At 61.8% G+C, this 15,261-nt stretch carries 14 protein-coding genes; 10 read left to right on the top strand and 4 right to left on the bottom strand.

The window, feature by feature from the left end; all coding sequences use genetic code 11:
* Positions 1–341: 341 nt before the first annotated feature.
* Positions 342–1,196 carry a helix-turn-helix transcriptional regulator gene (locus tag R8871_RS10900; protein ID WP_175050447.1) on the bottom strand — a complete coding sequence of 285 codons (855 nt, stop codon included), beginning with the start codon at positions 1,194–1,196 and terminating at the stop codon, positions 342–344.
* A gap of 223 nt (positions 1,197–1,419) precedes the next feature.
* On the opposite strand from R8871_RS10900, the gene R8871_RS10895 reads away from it, so the two are divergent.
* The 7 genes from R8871_RS10895 (at position 1,420) to R8871_RS10865 (ending at position 9,848) form a co-directional block, all read left to right on the top strand.
* Positions 1,420–2,175, top strand: a complete 756-nt coding sequence (locus R8871_RS10895) for an SDR family NAD(P)-dependent oxidoreductase (protein ID WP_175050446.1) — start codon at positions 1,420–1,422, stop codon at positions 2,173–2,175.
* A 198-nt stretch (positions 2,176–2,373) separates the two neighbouring features.
* Positions 2,374–3,537, top strand: coding sequence for an HPP family protein (locus tag R8871_RS10890; protein WP_175050445.1), 1,164 nt, complete (start codon positions 2,374–2,376; stop codon positions 3,535–3,537).
* A gap of 98 nt (positions 3,538–3,635) precedes the next feature.
* Entirely contained in the window at positions 3,636–4,049 is a 414-nt protein-coding gene (locus R8871_RS10885; protein ID WP_175050444.1) for a MarR family winged helix-turn-helix transcriptional regulator, read from the top strand.
* 6 nt (positions 4,050–4,055) lie between these two features.
* On the top strand, positions 4,056–5,846 hold the full coding sequence (locus tag R8871_RS10880; RefSeq protein WP_175050443.1) for a chloride channel protein: 1,791 nt from the start codon (positions 4,056–4,058) through the stop codon (positions 5,844–5,846).
* A gap of 387 nt (positions 5,847–6,233) precedes the next feature.
* A complete protein-coding gene (locus R8871_RS10875) occupies positions 6,234–7,106 on the top strand; it encodes a M24 family metallopeptidase (RefSeq protein WP_175050442.1) in 873 nt (290 codons plus the stop codon).
* 11 nt (positions 7,107–7,117) lie between these two features.
* Positions 7,118–8,917, top strand: coding sequence for an SDR family oxidoreductase (locus R8871_RS10870; protein WP_175050441.1), 1,800 nt, complete (start codon positions 7,118–7,120; stop codon positions 8,915–8,917).
* A gap of 28 nt (positions 8,918–8,945) precedes the next feature.
* Positions 8,946–9,848, top strand: coding sequence for a metal-dependent hydrolase (locus R8871_RS10865; protein WP_175050440.1), 903 nt, complete (start codon positions 8,946–8,948; stop codon positions 9,846–9,848).
* Between the two features lie 25 nt (positions 9,849–9,873).
* On the opposite strand, the gene R8871_RS10860 is transcribed toward R8871_RS10865, so the two are convergent.
* Complete coding sequence (locus R8871_RS10860; protein ID WP_175050439.1) at positions 9,874–10,767, bottom strand: AraC family transcriptional regulator; 894 nt, start codon at positions 10,765–10,767, stop codon at positions 9,874–9,876.
* Positions 10,768–10,925: 158 nt separating this feature from the next.
* Here R8871_RS10860 and R8871_RS10855 point away from each other — a divergent pair, with 158 nt between their 5' ends.
* From R8871_RS10855 to R8871_RS10845, 3 genes are read left to right on the top strand one after another with little or no spacing between them, the layout of a single operon-like run.
* Entirely contained in the window at positions 10,926–11,705 is a 780-nt protein-coding gene (locus R8871_RS10855; protein ID WP_175050438.1) for an SDR family NAD(P)-dependent oxidoreductase, read from the top strand.
* 49 nt (positions 11,706–11,754) lie between these two features.
* Complete coding sequence (locus R8871_RS10850; RefSeq protein WP_175050437.1) at positions 11,755–12,195, top strand: GNAT family N-acetyltransferase; 441 nt, start codon at positions 11,755–11,757, stop codon at positions 12,193–12,195.
* A gap of 55 nt (positions 12,196–12,250) precedes the next feature.
* Positions 12,251–13,111 carry a class I SAM-dependent methyltransferase gene (locus tag R8871_RS10845; RefSeq protein ID WP_175050436.1) on the top strand — a complete coding sequence of 287 codons (861 nt, stop codon included), beginning with the start codon at positions 12,251–12,253 and terminating at the stop codon, positions 13,109–13,111.
* 17 nt (positions 13,112–13,128) lie between these two features.
* Here R8871_RS10845 and R8871_RS10840 read toward each other — a convergent pair whose 3' ends face one another.
* Entirely contained in the window at positions 13,129–14,475 is a 1,347-nt protein-coding gene (locus tag R8871_RS10840) for a glutamine synthetase family protein (RefSeq protein ID WP_175050435.1), read from the bottom strand.
* Between the two features lie 221 nt (positions 14,476–14,696).
* Positions 14,697–15,254, bottom strand: a complete 558-nt coding sequence (locus R8871_RS10835; RefSeq protein WP_175050434.1) for a helix-turn-helix domain-containing protein — start codon at positions 15,252–15,254, stop codon at positions 14,697–14,699.
* Positions 15,255–15,261 lie beyond the last annotated feature (7 nt).

Raw genomic sequence — 15,261 nt, 5'->3', positions numbered from 1 at the left:
GCCAATGCGCCGGTTACGGAGCGCGGCACGTTCCGCGCGCGGGCAGTGCTGAAATTGAGCGGCGTACAGCGATGAGGGTCTTTGCTGCAAGGGGGGATTGGGTGAGATGGAGAACGCAGTGACGGCATCGCGTGGCGCGTGTTACGTCCCGGGTGTTACGTGTTCCCGTCACGTCGAACGTAACCTCGCCGTTACACGTCGTGCTGCGCAATTAGTTCAGACAAAAGGCGGTGTTGTCATTATATGGAGTCCGATCTATTGAGGCGCGTGTTGGAAACGCGCGTTTAGATCCGTGCCGGCCCAATGGCTTCCAACGCTCGCGCTTCGAGGGCGCATCGGGCTCACTTTACTGCGAGTGCCTGCGCGTCCTCGATCAGGGATCTGATCCGCTCCTGATCGACCGGTGTCGCCGGGTTGTAGACGATCATCTGAAGATCTGGCCGCCCGTCGACTGCGAAGGATGAGTATTCCAGCGAGATCGGCCCCAGCACGGGGTGGCGCAGGCGCTTGACCCCCTCGCCGTGGGTCTGCACTTCATTGTCCCGCCACATGGCGGCGAACTCGGGACTTGAGCGGCAAAGTTCGTCGACGAGCGGCGCCACCTCGGCGTCGGCGCCTGCGCGTGCGGCGTCGATCCGGAAGGCACCCACTACGAAGCGGGCCACGCTTGTCCAATCGAACTGCGCGGCACGGACGCGGGGATCGCAGAAGATCATGCGCAGGACGTTGCGTTGTTCGGGTGGCAGGGAGCCGTAGTCGGTGAGCACGGTTGCGGCGGCGCGGTTCCACGCAACCACATCCCACGTCGCAGTCCTGACGATTGCCGGACTGTAGGGCAGGGCATCGAGCAGGCGCTGCAGTCGCGGCGTGATCGCGTCACCGCCGCGATAACGGACTTCGGGCGGATGGCCGAGTCCGAGCAGGAACACGTGTTCGCGCTCGACTTCGGTCAGCATCAGCGCCTTCGCAATGCGGTCCAGCACGTCTGCTGATGGATTGCCGCCGCGCCCCTGCTCGAGCCATGTGTACCAGGCCGCGCTGATATTGGCCCGCTGCGCCACCTCTTCGCGGCGTAGTCCGGCCGTGCGCCGCCGGCCGCCGGAAATACCGAAGGACGCGGGATCGAGCTTGGTCCGCCGGTTCTTCAGATAGTTGCCGAGCCGGTTGCTGCTTTCGTCGTCGTTCACTTGGGCCATGCTTAACCTGTCAAGACGTATACCCGGATAGTGCCACCAACTTAACAGGATGATTTTGCCTCTTACATCGTTCCCAATCAATCGGATTCGGGAAGTTTCAGGCCAGCATCGCGCACGGGAAGGGCGTGCCGGCGTACGTGGGTAACGGCCTAGACTGCCTCAGAGAATCGGGGCAACACCGGCTGATACCATGACGCCCACCCTGTTCACGCGAGAGAACGACATGAGACTGAAAGACCGCGTTGCCCTGATTACGGGGGCGCAGCGAGGCATTGGATATGCAATTGCGGCAAGGTTCGTGGCCGAAGGAGCGAAGGTAGTGCTCGCCGACGTAACGGATGCGACCGCCGAGGCAGACGCGCTCTGCGCCTCGGGCGGCGAAGCCTGCTACGTTCGTGCGGATGTGTCGCTGGAATCCGACGTGAGCGAAATGGTCCGCCTCGCTGAAGCGCGATTTGGACACGTGGACATTCTGGTCAACAACGCGGGCATCGAATTCGCGAAAACCGTTCTCGACACGAGCGTTGCGGAATGGGACCAGTTGATGGCCGTTAACCTGAAAGGCGTTTTCCTGTGTTCGAAAGCCATCATCCCGGCGATGCAAAAACGCGGTCGTGGCGTGATCATTAACATTGCATCCGAACTGGGGCTCGTGGGCGAAGCCAATGTGGCCGCTTACTGTGCCTCGAAGGGCGGGGTGGTGATGTTGACAAAGGCGATGGCGATCGACCACGGCCGTCAAGGCATTCGGGTGAACTGCCTTTGTCCCGGGCCCGTCACGACGCAATTGCTGGAGGACGTATTTTCCAGCAGCCCCGATCCGGCCGGTCTGCGGCGCTCATTCGAAGCCGCGACGGTGCTGGGGCGAATTGGTTCTCCTGACGAAGTGGCCGGCGCCGCCGTCTTTCTGGCGAGCGACGACTCGGCCTATATGTCAGGCGCAAATCTGGTCATCGACGGGGGATGGACCGCGCGGTAAATCCGGATCGAGTAGATCGGAGCGGGGCGCGGCATTCGCGTGACCAGGCCGCTGCTATCGGCGCATGGCGGCCCAGAACGGATTTTTATATCACAACAAGATATAATGCTGGCGAGACGCACTTTCATTTCGTGGGGATTTGCACCTTAAGGTGCGGTCCGGTCCCACGTGAAACCCTCCAACTTTCCCATCTAAACCTTGTCCCGCTACGCCCTCATCCGCTGGCTTTCCAGCTTCGCTCCCCATCCCATTGCCGTCCGGTGGCCGGAACGGCTGAGATCGTGTCTCGGCGCATTGCTTGGGATTGCGTTCACCGGCGGGACAATGCACGTCCTTCTCGGGCCGGCAGCGAACATTCCATTCCTCGTGGCGCCAATGGGCGCTTCGGCTGTGCTGCTGTTCGCGGTTCCCGCCAGTCCGCTTGCGCAACCGTGGTCCATCATCGGCGGCAATATCGTCTCCGCGACGGTCGGCGTTGCCTGTGCAAGCTGGATCTCCGATCCGGTGGGCGCTGCCGCATTGGCCGTTTCGCTGGCGATCTGTGCGATGTTCGCGCTGCGGTGTGTTCACCCTCCGTCGGGCGCGGTGGCTTTGACAGCGGTCCTTGGTGGTCCGGCCGTGCATGCGCTGGGCTACCGCTTTGTGGCCGAACCTGTTGCGATCCAGTCCGTCATGCTGCTGTGCGCGGCTATCGTCTACCACGCTGCTACCGGACATCGATACCCGCACGTCGCGCAGAGTGCGAGCAAAGGCGCGGCCGCATCGTCTGCGGCGGCGAACGAAGGTTTCACGCGTGCGGACCTCGAGGCGGTGCTGAACCGGCGCGGGGAATTGCTCGATATCGATACGGACGATCTGGAATCCCTGCTGCGCGACGTTCAGTTGCAGGCCTACGCTCGCACGTTCAATGAACTGACGTGCGCTGACATCATGTCGCGTTCGCTGGTAGCCGTGTCGGCAAACACGAGGGCGTCGGCCGCATGGAGTCTGCTGAAACAGCGCCATATCAAAGCGCTCCCGGTTACTGACGAGAGACAGCACGTGATCGGTATCGTGACCCGCGCCGACCTTGTCGACAAACGGGCGTTCAGCAAAGGGGCCGGTTTGTCGTCCCCCATGCAACGCTGGTTCCGGCGCAGCATCACGCCGGCGCCGCTTGTCGGTGCACTGATGAACGTCGACGTTCGCACGGTCGATGCGACCACTCCGATTGTCGAACTGGTGCCGGTGTTCGCGAACTACGGGCACCACCACATCCCGGTTCTGGACTCGAATCAGCGGCTTGCCGGGATGATCACGCAGGCCGACCTCATCGCGGGACTGTATCGTCAGGCTTACGCGAAGCAGCGAAGCGTGGCATAGACGCGGCATAGCGCTATCAAAGCCACCTAGGCTCAATACGAACATAAATATCACGACGTGATATTATTTCGCTTTACCTATTTCTGCACGGTACTCCGATGAAAACACTCACGCGCGGCTTGACCAAGGCGAACTTCGAGCAACTGTCCGAGTTTCGCTACCAGATGCGGCGCTTCGAGCGTTTTTCTGAGCAGGCCGCCCAGGGCGAAGGCATTACGCCATTGCAGTATCTGCTGCTTCTGCATATCAAGGGCTATCCGGAGCGCGACTGGGCAACCGTCGGCGAGCTTGCGGAACGGCTTCAGGCGCAGCATCACGGTGTGGTCGCGCTCGTGTCCCGCTGTGAGGCGCTAGACCTGGTCCGCAGAAAGATCAGTGAGACGGACCGCCGCCAGGTCGAGGTTCATTTGCTGAAAGCGGGCGAGCAGGTGCTGGCCCGTCTCGCCGAAATGCACCGTGCCGAACTGAAGTCGCTCAAAGGCACGTTCAATGTCCCCCAGATCGATGTTTGAGTCACCATGAGTCTCGATACCCATAAACGTGATTTTTCCACCAACGCGCGGCTTCCCGGCATTTCCGCGCTCGCTGCGGGAATCGGCGCGCTCAGCACGCTTGCCGCATTTGTGCTGCTGAGCCTGATCCATCTGTTCACCAATCTGTTTTTCTTTCAGCAATTTTCGTTTGCAGACCGCTCACCGGCCCTGAATACGTTGGGGATCTGGGTGGTGATCATCCCGGTGATCGGCGGCCTTATCGTCGGTTTCATGGCCCGCTACGGTTCGGAAAAGATTCGTGGACATGGCATTCCCGAAGCGATCGAAGCCATTCTGTTCGGCAAGAGCCGCATGTCGCCGAAAGTGGCGATTCTCAAACCGCTGTCTTCCGGCATTGTGATCGGCAGTGGCGGGCCGTTCGGCGCGGAAGGCCCGATCATCATGACGGGCGGCGCGCTCGGGTCGCTTATCGCGCAGTGCGTGAAGGTCACGTCCGCGGAACGCAAGACGTTGCTGGTTGCCGGCGCAGCGGCGGGCATGACAGCGGTTTTCGGCACGCCGGTGGCGGCCGTGCTGCTGGCGGTCGAATTGCTGCTGTTCGAATGGCGTCCGCGCAGTTTTCTGCCGGTTGCCCTTGCGTGCGCGGTTGCGGGCTTTGCACGCGCGGCATTCTTCGGCACGGGGCCGCTGTTTCCGCTTGAGACTGCGCCTCCCGGCGCGCTGTCGCTGGTGTCCTGCGTCATTGCAGGCCTGCTGTCCGGCGCGCTCGCGTCGGGCTTGTCGGCCGCGTTGTACAAGACCGAAGACCTGTTCGGCAAGCTGCCCATCCATTGGATGTGGTGGCCCGCGCTCGGCGGCCTCGTCGTCGGCATCGGCGGCTTTCTTGAGCCTCGCGCGCTGGGTGTCGGCTACGACGTGATTGGCGACCTGTTGCACCAGCACATTGCCATCCAGATCGCACTGGCGATTCTGATCGTGAAAGCGATCATCTGGGTCGTGGCGTTGGGCTCGGGCACTTCAGGCGGCGTGCTGGCACCGTTGCTCATGCTGGGCGCAGGGCTCGGCGTCGTGCTCGGTCACGTATTGCCGGGCGGCGAACCTGCCCTGTGGCCGCTCGTCTGCATGGCGGCTACGCTTGGCGCTACCTTGGGCGCGCCGTTGACCGCAATCGTGTTCGCCTTCGGCCTCACGCACGACAGCAACGCATTGCTGCCGCTGCTCGCCGCGACGCTGGTCGCACACGGGTTTGCAACGGTCGTCATGAAGCGCTCCATCATGACCGAGAAAATTGCCCGGCGTGGCTATCACATCTACCGGGAATACGGCGTCGATCCGCTCGAGCGCCACCATGTCGACGAGGTGATGTCGCGTACGGTCGAGACAATCGATGGCGATATATCCGTGGGCGAAGCGCTAGCAACGTTCTTCGGCGCGACGCAGACGCATCGGGCTTATCCGGTCGTGCGTGAGGGCGTGCTGGCAGGCGTCGTCGATCGCGCGCTACTGGAAAAAATTCGCGATGACGAGACAATCGATGCGTTCGAGTCGCGCCTCGCTGACGTGTTGCGCCACCGTTCCCCCGCATTTGCATTGCCGAGCGAAACCTGTCGGCTCGTCGCAACGCGGCTTGCAGTGCACGGTCTCGAACGCTTGCCCGTAGTCACGGACTCCGAAACATTGCAACTGGTCGGCATTGTGTCGCGCAGCGATCTGGTCAAGCCGTCTCTTGCCCACTTCGACGAAGAGCATAAGAAAGAGCGCTTCCGGCGCTTGCCAATCCATACCGGCAAGCGGAATTTCCCGCCGGTTCCTTAAGTCATCAGCTAGTCAGCGGCCAGTCAGTAGCCGCTCAACAGCCGGAACATATACGCGGTTTGCCGAAGAACTAGCAACGCTCCGGCACGTAAGTCACCGCATCCCCGCGCCATACGGCTGATGCCGGAGTCGGTGCCTGAGTTCAGGCATCGGCTAACCGGACGGCTTCCACGCCCCCGCATCCCCAGCCCGCCAGCCCCAACCCCAGCCCCAGCCCCAGCCCCAGCCCCAGCCCCAGCCCCAGCCCCAGCCCCCAGGGAAAACAACCAGTGGACGAGCGCCCCGGGTGGTGTACGATCCAATCGTTACATCAAACAATGTAACAATAAAAACTGTCATAATGACGGGCGTCCGCATCCCCGTCGACAGCACATTCGGGAGGCATGTATGGGTGACAAGTCCATTCCACAGGTCGACGTGGAAGAACTGGCGCAGTTCCGCGAAGTCCAGCAACTGGCCTATCGCTGTGTCGAGAGCGTCGGCGAAATGCTCCAACCGGGCATGACGGAGAAGGACGCCGCCCGGCTGTTGACCGAATGGCTACAGGACCACGGCGTGCACGACTGGCTGCACAAACCCTTCGCGTGGTTTGGCGACCGTACCGCCTTTGAAGGTTTTTCCGGGCTGTCGCACATGGCCGGTTTTAACCTCGCATTCTTTCCGAGTTCGCGCCGGCTGGAAGAAAACATGCCGGTCATTCTCGACGTGGCGCCGGTGCTGAACGGAGTAATCGCCGATGTCGGCTACGCCACCTGCGTCGGCACGAATCCCACGCTCGAACAGCTGAAAGACGATCTGGCCGAGCACCGCGAGTTGATCGTCACCATGGTGAAGCAACGGCACACGCTTGCCGACGTGGCGCGCGCGGTCGACCTGTTGTGCAGAAAACAGGGCGTCGAGCCGCGCCACAAGGCCTATCCGTTCAAGGTGCTCGCGCATCGTGTCGCGAAACTGAACCAGTCGGCCAAGCCGCGTTTCGTTGCGCGTTTCGGCCTGAACGCCACGCGCAACCTGGTCCTCGACCAGGTTAGCGCGGGCAGGAAGGAGGGCTGGTCGCCGTTATGGTCGATCGATCGCCGCTCCGATCATGCGCCGACGCCCGGCCTCTGGGCCGTCGAGCCGCATCTCGGCTTTCAGGGTGTGGGCGCCAAATTTGAAGAGTTGCTGGTCATCACCGATGACGACGCCTACTGGCTCGACGACGACCTCCCGCACGTGCGCCGCTGGGCGCAGCGCGGGCGGGTGTTGGTCGCGGCATGACGGAGGCGTGCATGCAACTTCTAACCGAACCGGTATCGCCCACGCTGTACGAAGCGCCAGCCGCCACACGCCGCACCGAATTCACGGTGAGCTCGGGCGACGTGACGCTTGCCGCCAGGGCATGGGGCGACCCCGCCCGGCCTACGGTGGTGTTAGTGCATGGCTACCCCGACAACAGCGAAGTCTGGGACGCCGTGGCCGGATTGCTGGCCCACGATTTCCACGTGATTGCTTACGATGTTCGCGGCGCGGGGCAATCCACTGCGCCTAAAGGGACGGCTGCTTACCGTCTGGGGAAACTCACCGACGACTTCATCGCAGTCATCGATGCCGTTAGCCCCAATCGCGCCGTCCATCTGGTGGCGCACGACTGGGGTTCGATCCAGGGCTGGGAGTTCGTCACCGAAGAGCGTTTGCGCGGGCGCATTGCGTCGTACACGTCGTGTTCGGGTCCTTGCCTCGACCATGTCGCTTACTGGATCCGTGCGCGTTTGCTGCGTCCCACGCCGCGTTCGATCGGCAAGCTATTGGGTCAACTGGTGCGCTCCTGGTATGTGCTGCTTTTCCATTTGCCGGTGCTGCCAGGCGTGACCTGGCGCGTATGGCTCGGCCGCGCGTGGCCACGCGTATTGCGTCGTGTGGAAAAGACGCAGATCGCGCCGCGCCCGACGCAAACGCAGGACGGCGTGCGTGGCGTATCGCTGTATCGCGCCAACTTCATCCGCTGCCTGTTCACGCCGCGCAAGCGCTACGCACACGCGCCGGTCCAGGTGATCGTGCCGACGCAGGACAAATACGTCAGCCCGGCCTTGTCCGAGGATCTTTCGCGATGGGTGCCGCAGTACTGGCGCCGTGAGCTGACCGCGCGGCACTGGCTGCCGGTCACGCACCCTGAACAGATGGCGCGGATGGTGCGTGAGCTCGTTGATCACACTGAAGGCGGCGCCGAACCGGACACGTTGCAACGCGCCCGTATGGATGCCGCACGTAGACCGCTCAGCGGCAAGCTCGCGGTCGTGACTGGCGCAGGCAGCGGTATCGGGCGATGCATTGCACTGGAATTCGCGAAGCAGGGCGCCGCAGTGGTCGCGGTCGATATCGACACGGCAAGCGCGGAACGCACGGCTACCCTGGCCAGGTTGTCAGGCTGCCAGGCATATGCGCGCAAGGCCGACGTCGGCAGCGCCGAACAGATGGAAGGGCTAGCGGACTGGGTTGGAACGGATCTCGGCGGAGCCGACATCGTGGTCAACAACGCCGGCATTGGCATGGCAGGCGGCGTGCTCGACACCTCGACACAAGACTGGGAACGCATTCTTCACGTCAACCTGTGGGGCGTGATTCACGGTTCACGCCTGTTCGCCCGGCAGATGGTAAAGCGCGGCAATGGCGGTCACATCATCAACACGGCGTCGGCCGCTGCCTTCGCTCCTTCGCGCGATCTGCCGGCCTATGCGACCACCAAGGCTGCCGTATTGATGCTTAGCGAGTGCATGCGCGGAGAACTCGCCGCTCACGGTATCGGCGTCAGCGCAATCTGCCCGGGGTTTGCCGAGACTGGAATCATGGCCTCAACCCAGTACGTCGGCGCCAGCGCTCAGGAGCAGGACCGTATGCGCCAGAAAGCCACCAGGCTTTACCAGATGCGCGGCCTGCAACCCGAGACGGTCGCGAAAGCCGCACTGCGCGCGGTATTGCGCAACAAGCCTGTGGTGGCCATCGGCATTGAGGCGCATTCAATGCGTTTCATCTCGCGCTACATGCCCGGACTAAGCCGCGTGATCGCTCGCATCGGCATGGTGCCGCGCTGATCTCACTCACTGGATGCCGGAGACCGTCATGACCCAAGAGCACACTCAATACAAGATCAGGGCACGCCATGTGAAATTCGACTGGAGTCGAACGCCGATCCAGTGGATTCCCGGTGACCCGTCGAGCACGCACATCATCAATGTGCTGAACCTGCTGTTCCCCGCCGGAGAATTGTGGTTCTGCCGCGTCTACAACAAGGCGTTGCCGCTGATCACCGATCCGGCGCTGCGCGACGACGCAGAGGGGTTTCTCAGGCAGGAAGCGGTGCATTCGCGCTCGCACGGCGGTGTGCTCACGCACTACTACAAGGCTCACGGCATCGACACGCAGCCTTTCACAAAGAAACTCGACTGGTTGTTTGGCAAGCTACTCGGCGAGCAACCGCTTGGATTGAAGATCGGCAAAACGCGCTTCTGGCTGCGTCAACAGTTGGGTGTTATCGCCGCGCTGGAACACTTTTTTGGTTATCTCGGCAATTGGGTGCTCAATGCCAACGGACTCGATGCCGCTCATGCCGACCCAACCATGCTCGACCTGCTGCGCTGGCACGGTGCGGAAGAAGTGGAGCATCGCACCGTAGCCTTCGACATCTTCCGGCATATGGGCGGCACTTACTTCGAACGCTGCTTCCATATGCTGTCGACGGTGATTCTTCTGCTGTACTTTCTCACGCACGGCGCGCGCTTCATGCACCGGCGCGATCCCGACGCCGGTACGTACCGCGGTTTTATCCTCGCCTGGCGCGCCGGGGCGCGGCGCGGTTGCCTGCCGTCGTTCTGGAAAATGATCGCCGCAGCGCTACGCTATTTCAATCCACGCTATACACCGCATCACGAAGGCTCGACCGAGCAGGCGCTTGCCTATCTCGCCACGTCGCCCGCTGCGCAGGCCGCGGCGCATGGCGGCAACTGGGTGCGCGATGCGAATTGATACGGCGGCATGAAGCACCAGGGCACTAGGGCGTTGCCGTTTTCAAAGCCTCTATGTCACGCCGAGGTGGCGCTCCAAACATGCGCGAATATTCGCGGCTGAATTGCGATGCGCTTTCGTAGCCCACCTGATAGGCCGCCGCTTCGGCATTGGCAATGCCTGCCACCATCAGGTTGCGTGCTTCAAGCAGGCGAAGCTGCTTCTGGTATTGCAACGGCGTCATCGATGTCAGCGCCTTGAACTGCCTGTGGAATGCCGACGGACTCATTTGTGCCACGGCGGCCAGATCCTCGATGCGTACGGTCTCGGTGAATTGGCCTCTTAACGCATGGATGGCAGTCACGACTTTATGCACATGGCTGGTGGCCAGCACGACGCGGGCGACCTCGTTGCCGTGACGCCCCGTGAGCAACCAGTAGCAGATTTCCCGCTTGATCATCGGCGCGAGAATGGGAATCGCGTGAGGCGTGTCGAGGAGGCGCACCATGCGCAGCATGCAGTCAGCGAGCGGGCCGTCGATCTCTGTCACAAATACGCCGTGCCCGAGCTCGTCTTCCGGCGCAGGCGGCGTATCGAGGCATGCCATGACATCGCGCATGATGGCAAGGTCGAACTCCATCGCAATAGCGAGGTATGGCTCTGTTGGACTGGCTTTCACAATCCTGCTGAACGCCGGCATCTCGACGTTGACGATCAGGGCTTGTCCTGCCCTGTAGTCGTACCGCCTGTCACCGAATGTAGTCCACTTGGCGCCTTGAACGACGACACAGAGGGCCGGCTTCATGATCAGATGAGAGGGATGTTTTTCATGATCCGAGCGGATGATGATCAAGCCCTCGATGGCGGTCATGAACGGGCCCTCACTCCCGGCTTGATTGTCGGTGTAGCGTTTGACACCTTCGACCAAGGCATTTGACATATGAAACTCCTTCGCACCAGCATTTGCTCATGTTACTGCCTCGCGTGCCGAGCTGCAGAGCTCGGGCAGGATTAGGCAAGAAGAAGGACAGTTAGGGCATTCAGCCTCGCTACGGGCCGGAATAAGCTGCGTCTACACCTCTAACGTGGAGCGCAAAAATGACAGCGGGACAATCGGCAGACGCCATTTCGAAGATCGCCATCGTGACAGGCGGGAGTCGCGGCTTGGGGCGCAATACGGTCGTGAGCCTCGCGAAGCGCGGCGTCAGTTCAATATTCACCTATCGCGCCAATCAGGCAGAAGCCGACAAGGTTGTCGGCCTGGTGGCAGAGGAGGGGCAAAGAGCCATTGCACTGCCACTCGATACCGGAAAAGTGAGCACATTCGACTCGTTCGTGGAGCAGGTTCGGGCGTCGCTTGCGCAGTTGGGCGCCGAGCGTTTCGACTATCTCGTCAACAACGCCGGCACGTCGAATCACACGCCGTTTGAAAAGACCACCGAGGAAGAGCTGGACAGTCTTTACCATGTCCATTTCAAGGGCGTGTTTTTCCTGACGCAAAAGCTGCTGCCGTTGATCAAGGACGGTGGCCGGATCGTAAATATCTCCTCGGGGCTGACCCGTTTCACCTTTCCAGGCAGTGGGTCCTATGCATCCATGAAAGGCGCGGTCGAGGTTCTGACGCGTTATCTCGCGAAGGAACTCGGTCCGCGTCGAATCGCTGTCAATACTGTCGCGCCAGGCGCCGTCGCCACGGACTTCAGCGGCGGCATGGTGCGCGACAATCCCGAGATCAACAAGCTCGTGGCGGACGGGACGGCACTCGGCCGTGCGGGCTTGCCCGACGACATCGGTCCGATGATCGCGTCGCTGCTGTCCGAGGACAATCGCTGGGTCAATGGCCAGCGCATCGAAGTCTCGGGCGGCATGTCTCTCTAGTCTAGCTGTGCCAGAATCGGCATTCTCCCAACGAGGACAGAATGCCGCTATGACCGACAATCACAACAACAGTCTGGATATCCGGAGGCTTTCCCCAACAGAATGGGCACAGGCCTTTCCGGTGATCACGCAATTGCGGGCGCTTGATCAGGACGAATTTCTCAGGAGAGCCAGATTGCAATCGCATTCTGGCTATGAGCTTGTCGGCGCGTTTCAGAACGGCAAGCTTGTTGGCGTGATGGGGATGAGGCCGGTCCACACGTTGGCGCGCGGGGCGCACTTGCACATCGACGATCTCGTCGTCGATGAGGCGACACGAGGCAGCGGTGCGGGTCGCGCCTTGACGGACTATGCGGAAGCTGATGCGCGTGCTCGCGCTATGACTGCGGTGTTTCTGGACGCCCGGCCGGATGCCGTTTCCTTCTATGAGCGACAGAATTACGTGGTCCATCCTGCACCGTCGATGAAGAAAGCTCTCTTGCCCTCGTAAGCATGAAACGGGTTACAGTCAGCAATATTCTTCGCCCACAGGAGGATCGAAAGTCATGACCGACAAGCAAGATGCAGCGCCAGACAGTACAGCAGCGCGAGTCGCTTTGTGGCGCGCGCTTCATGTCCAGTCCGACCCGCCGCCGCATGTGCTGGAAGACGAAATCGGCCTTAAGCTGCTGGCCCCGGATGCGGACTGGCACAGCCGCGGGGACATGGATCCTCAATTCACGCGACCGTTTCGCGCTTCGATCGTGGCGCGTGCCCGCTTCATTGAAGACCTGGTCGTGGAGCAGGCCGGGCGCGGGCTCGATCAGTACGTCATCCTCGGTGCCGGCCTTGACAGCTTCGCCCAGCGGCGCCCGGAGATCGCATCCCATCTCAAGGTGTTCGAGGTCGACCAGCCTGGGCCCCAGGCATGGAAGCGTCAGCGTCTGATCGAACTCGGCTTCGGCGTTCCGGACTGGCTGCGTTTCGTGCCGGTCGATTTCGAAGCGGGAGGAAGCTGGCGAGACGGGCTCGTGACCGCGGGCTTCGATGACAGCAAGCCGGCGATCGTGGTCTCCACAGGCGTCAGCATGTATCTCACCAAGGATGCGAACGCGGCCACGCTACGCGAAGTCGCGTCCCTCGCCCCGGGATCGGCGCTCGCCATGACGTTCCTGCTCCCACTTGAGATGGCGGACCCTGAGGTGCGGCCCGGGCTCGAGATGGCGGAGAAGGGCGCACGAGCAAGCGGCACGCCGTTCATCAGCTTCTTCACGCCGCCGGAGATTCTGGCGCTGGCTCACGAAGCGGGCTTCGGAGAAGCACGGCATGTCTCGGCGGCCGATCTTACCGAGCGCTACTTCATGGGCAGGACCGATGGCCTGCGGCCGCCGAAGAATGCTGAGGAGCTGCTGGTAGCCAATACCTGACTGCTCGCACAACGGGTTCAGAGGAACCAGCGGTATTCCCGCGCATTCACCTCGTTCATGAAGTCCAGATGGTCCTGGCGTTTGTTCTCGCAGTAGACCATCACGAATTCTTCGCCCATGCCTTTGCCGACGACCGGATGGTCCTGCATCGCGGCGACGGCCGTGAGCATGTCTTGCGGAAAGTCGACACCGCTTTGGCGGTCTTCGTTGAGCGGGGCGATGGGTTCGCGGCCCGCATCCAACCCGTGTTCCATGCCGGTGAGAATGGCGGCCAGCACCAGGTAAGGGTTCGCATCGGCGCCCGCCAGACGGTGTTCGATGCGCAGGTTGCGGTCATCCGATTCCGGAATGCGAATGCAGGCGTCGCGGTCTTCGAAACCCCAGCTCGCGCGGCTGGCTGCATTCGTCTTCCAGCCATAGCGGCGAAACGCGTTGTGGTTGGCGGCGAAGACAGGCATGCAATGCGGCAGCAAGGCGAGGCATCCGGCCACTGCATGGCGCAGCGGCCGCTGGCCGTCAGCGGCCAGCAGGTTGTTGCCCGCTTCGTCGTAGAGACTCACATGCACGTGCATGCCACTGCCCGGCGCGTGCAGGTATGGCTTGCTCATGAAGCTCGCGCGGTAGCCGTGTTTCATCGCCACGCCGCGCGTACTGCGGCAGAACAGGGCAGACCAGTCGGCGGCGCGCAGACTGTCGCCGCTGTGGCCAAAGTTGATCTCGAACTGGCCGGGTCCGAGCTCGGCGGTGATCACGGTAGCGTCCACGCCCTGCTCGCGTGTGGCGTCGACCATCTCGTTGAGCACACTGGAGAAGCGCGACAATCGCTCGATGTGCATGTTGGACTGGTCGTCCGGATCGTCGCAGAACGGGTCGCGCGGGAATTGCGGAATCCCGTCCGCCAGTCTGGCGTCGAACAGATAAAACTCCAGTTCGAAGGCGACAACCGGGCGGATGCCGCGCCGCTCGAAGCGTTTCAGCACGCGCGCCAATACCTCGCGCGGCTCGAACTCGATGGGCGCCTCGGTGCCGTCCGAGCTGATCAGCATCTGTCCCAATGGCTGGTTTTCCCATCGCACGGGCTTGAGGGTGCCTTCGATCAGGCGGCGCTGCGCATCCGGATCGCCGTCGTTGAAGCAATAGTCGCCGATCGGGAACACGCCACCCTGCGCACCGAGCAAAATGCAGTTCTGCGGCAGTTTGAGGAGGCTGCCGGCGGCGACTTTCTCGAGCATGTCCACGGGGTAGCGCTTCCCATAGAAGTGCCCGGGGATATCCAGGCAAATGAGGTCGACGTAACGCACCTCGGGATACGCCGCGCGGAAAGCGCGTACTTCGCTGAGCAGGTCGGCGCTGGGGGAAGTCATGTTGTTGTCCTTCTCACGCAAATTGACGCGATGATTGAGCTTCAGTTAAAAGCTGTGGTGGAAAACGTGGGCAAGTCGACGACATAACAGAACTGAGCAGAACTGAGCGGAACTGAGCGGAACTGAGCGGAACTGAGCGCGGTAGTCACAACGCTCTCCGTTAGTCATCCGAATTGACATTCAGCGCAGCATTCATTGCTGCGTCATGTAGTACCTCAATGCTAGGTGAACACCCAAAGTACCCGCGTGGGTTCATCGGAGAGATTGGCGTAGCGGAACCGCGCGTGCGCCGGCACCTGGAAGCCGTCGTTAGGGCCGAGCGTCGCCGGGTGCTCTTCGTCGTCCAGCCAGATGGTCAACTCGCCTTCGAGAACGAAGCCACCTTGCTCGTCGCTGTCATTCAATGGTTTGTCGCCGCTGCTGGCGCCCGGCGCCAGGTGGCTCTCCAGCATCGAAAACCCCGCTGACATGTTCGGCGACACGAGCACGTCGGTCACACCTTCCGCGTAATACAGCGTGCGGCGTTCGTCCGGTCGGGTCACCCAAGGCAGTGCACGCGGCTTGCTCAGGCTATAAAAATAGGTGGTGGGTACGCCCAGAGCCTCGCCGATGGCGGTCAGATCGCCCACGGTCGGACGCGAGAGGCCGCGCTCGATCTGGGAAAGGAAACCGACCGAGCGGCCGATTTTTTCCGCCAGCGCGCCCAACGTCACCTTCTTATGCTTGCGCAGGTCCCGAATCAGTATCGCGAGACCTTCAATTTCTTCCTGCTTGTTCATCTTCTGC

Source organism: Paraburkholderia sediminicola (genome assembly GCF_902859805.1).
GTDB lineage: Bacteria > Pseudomonadota > Gammaproteobacteria > Burkholderiales > Burkholderiaceae > Paraburkholderia > Paraburkholderia sediminicola.
The sequence above is the reverse complement of the archived record's forward strand: the minus strand, read 5'-3'. Positions and strand labels throughout refer to the sequence as shown.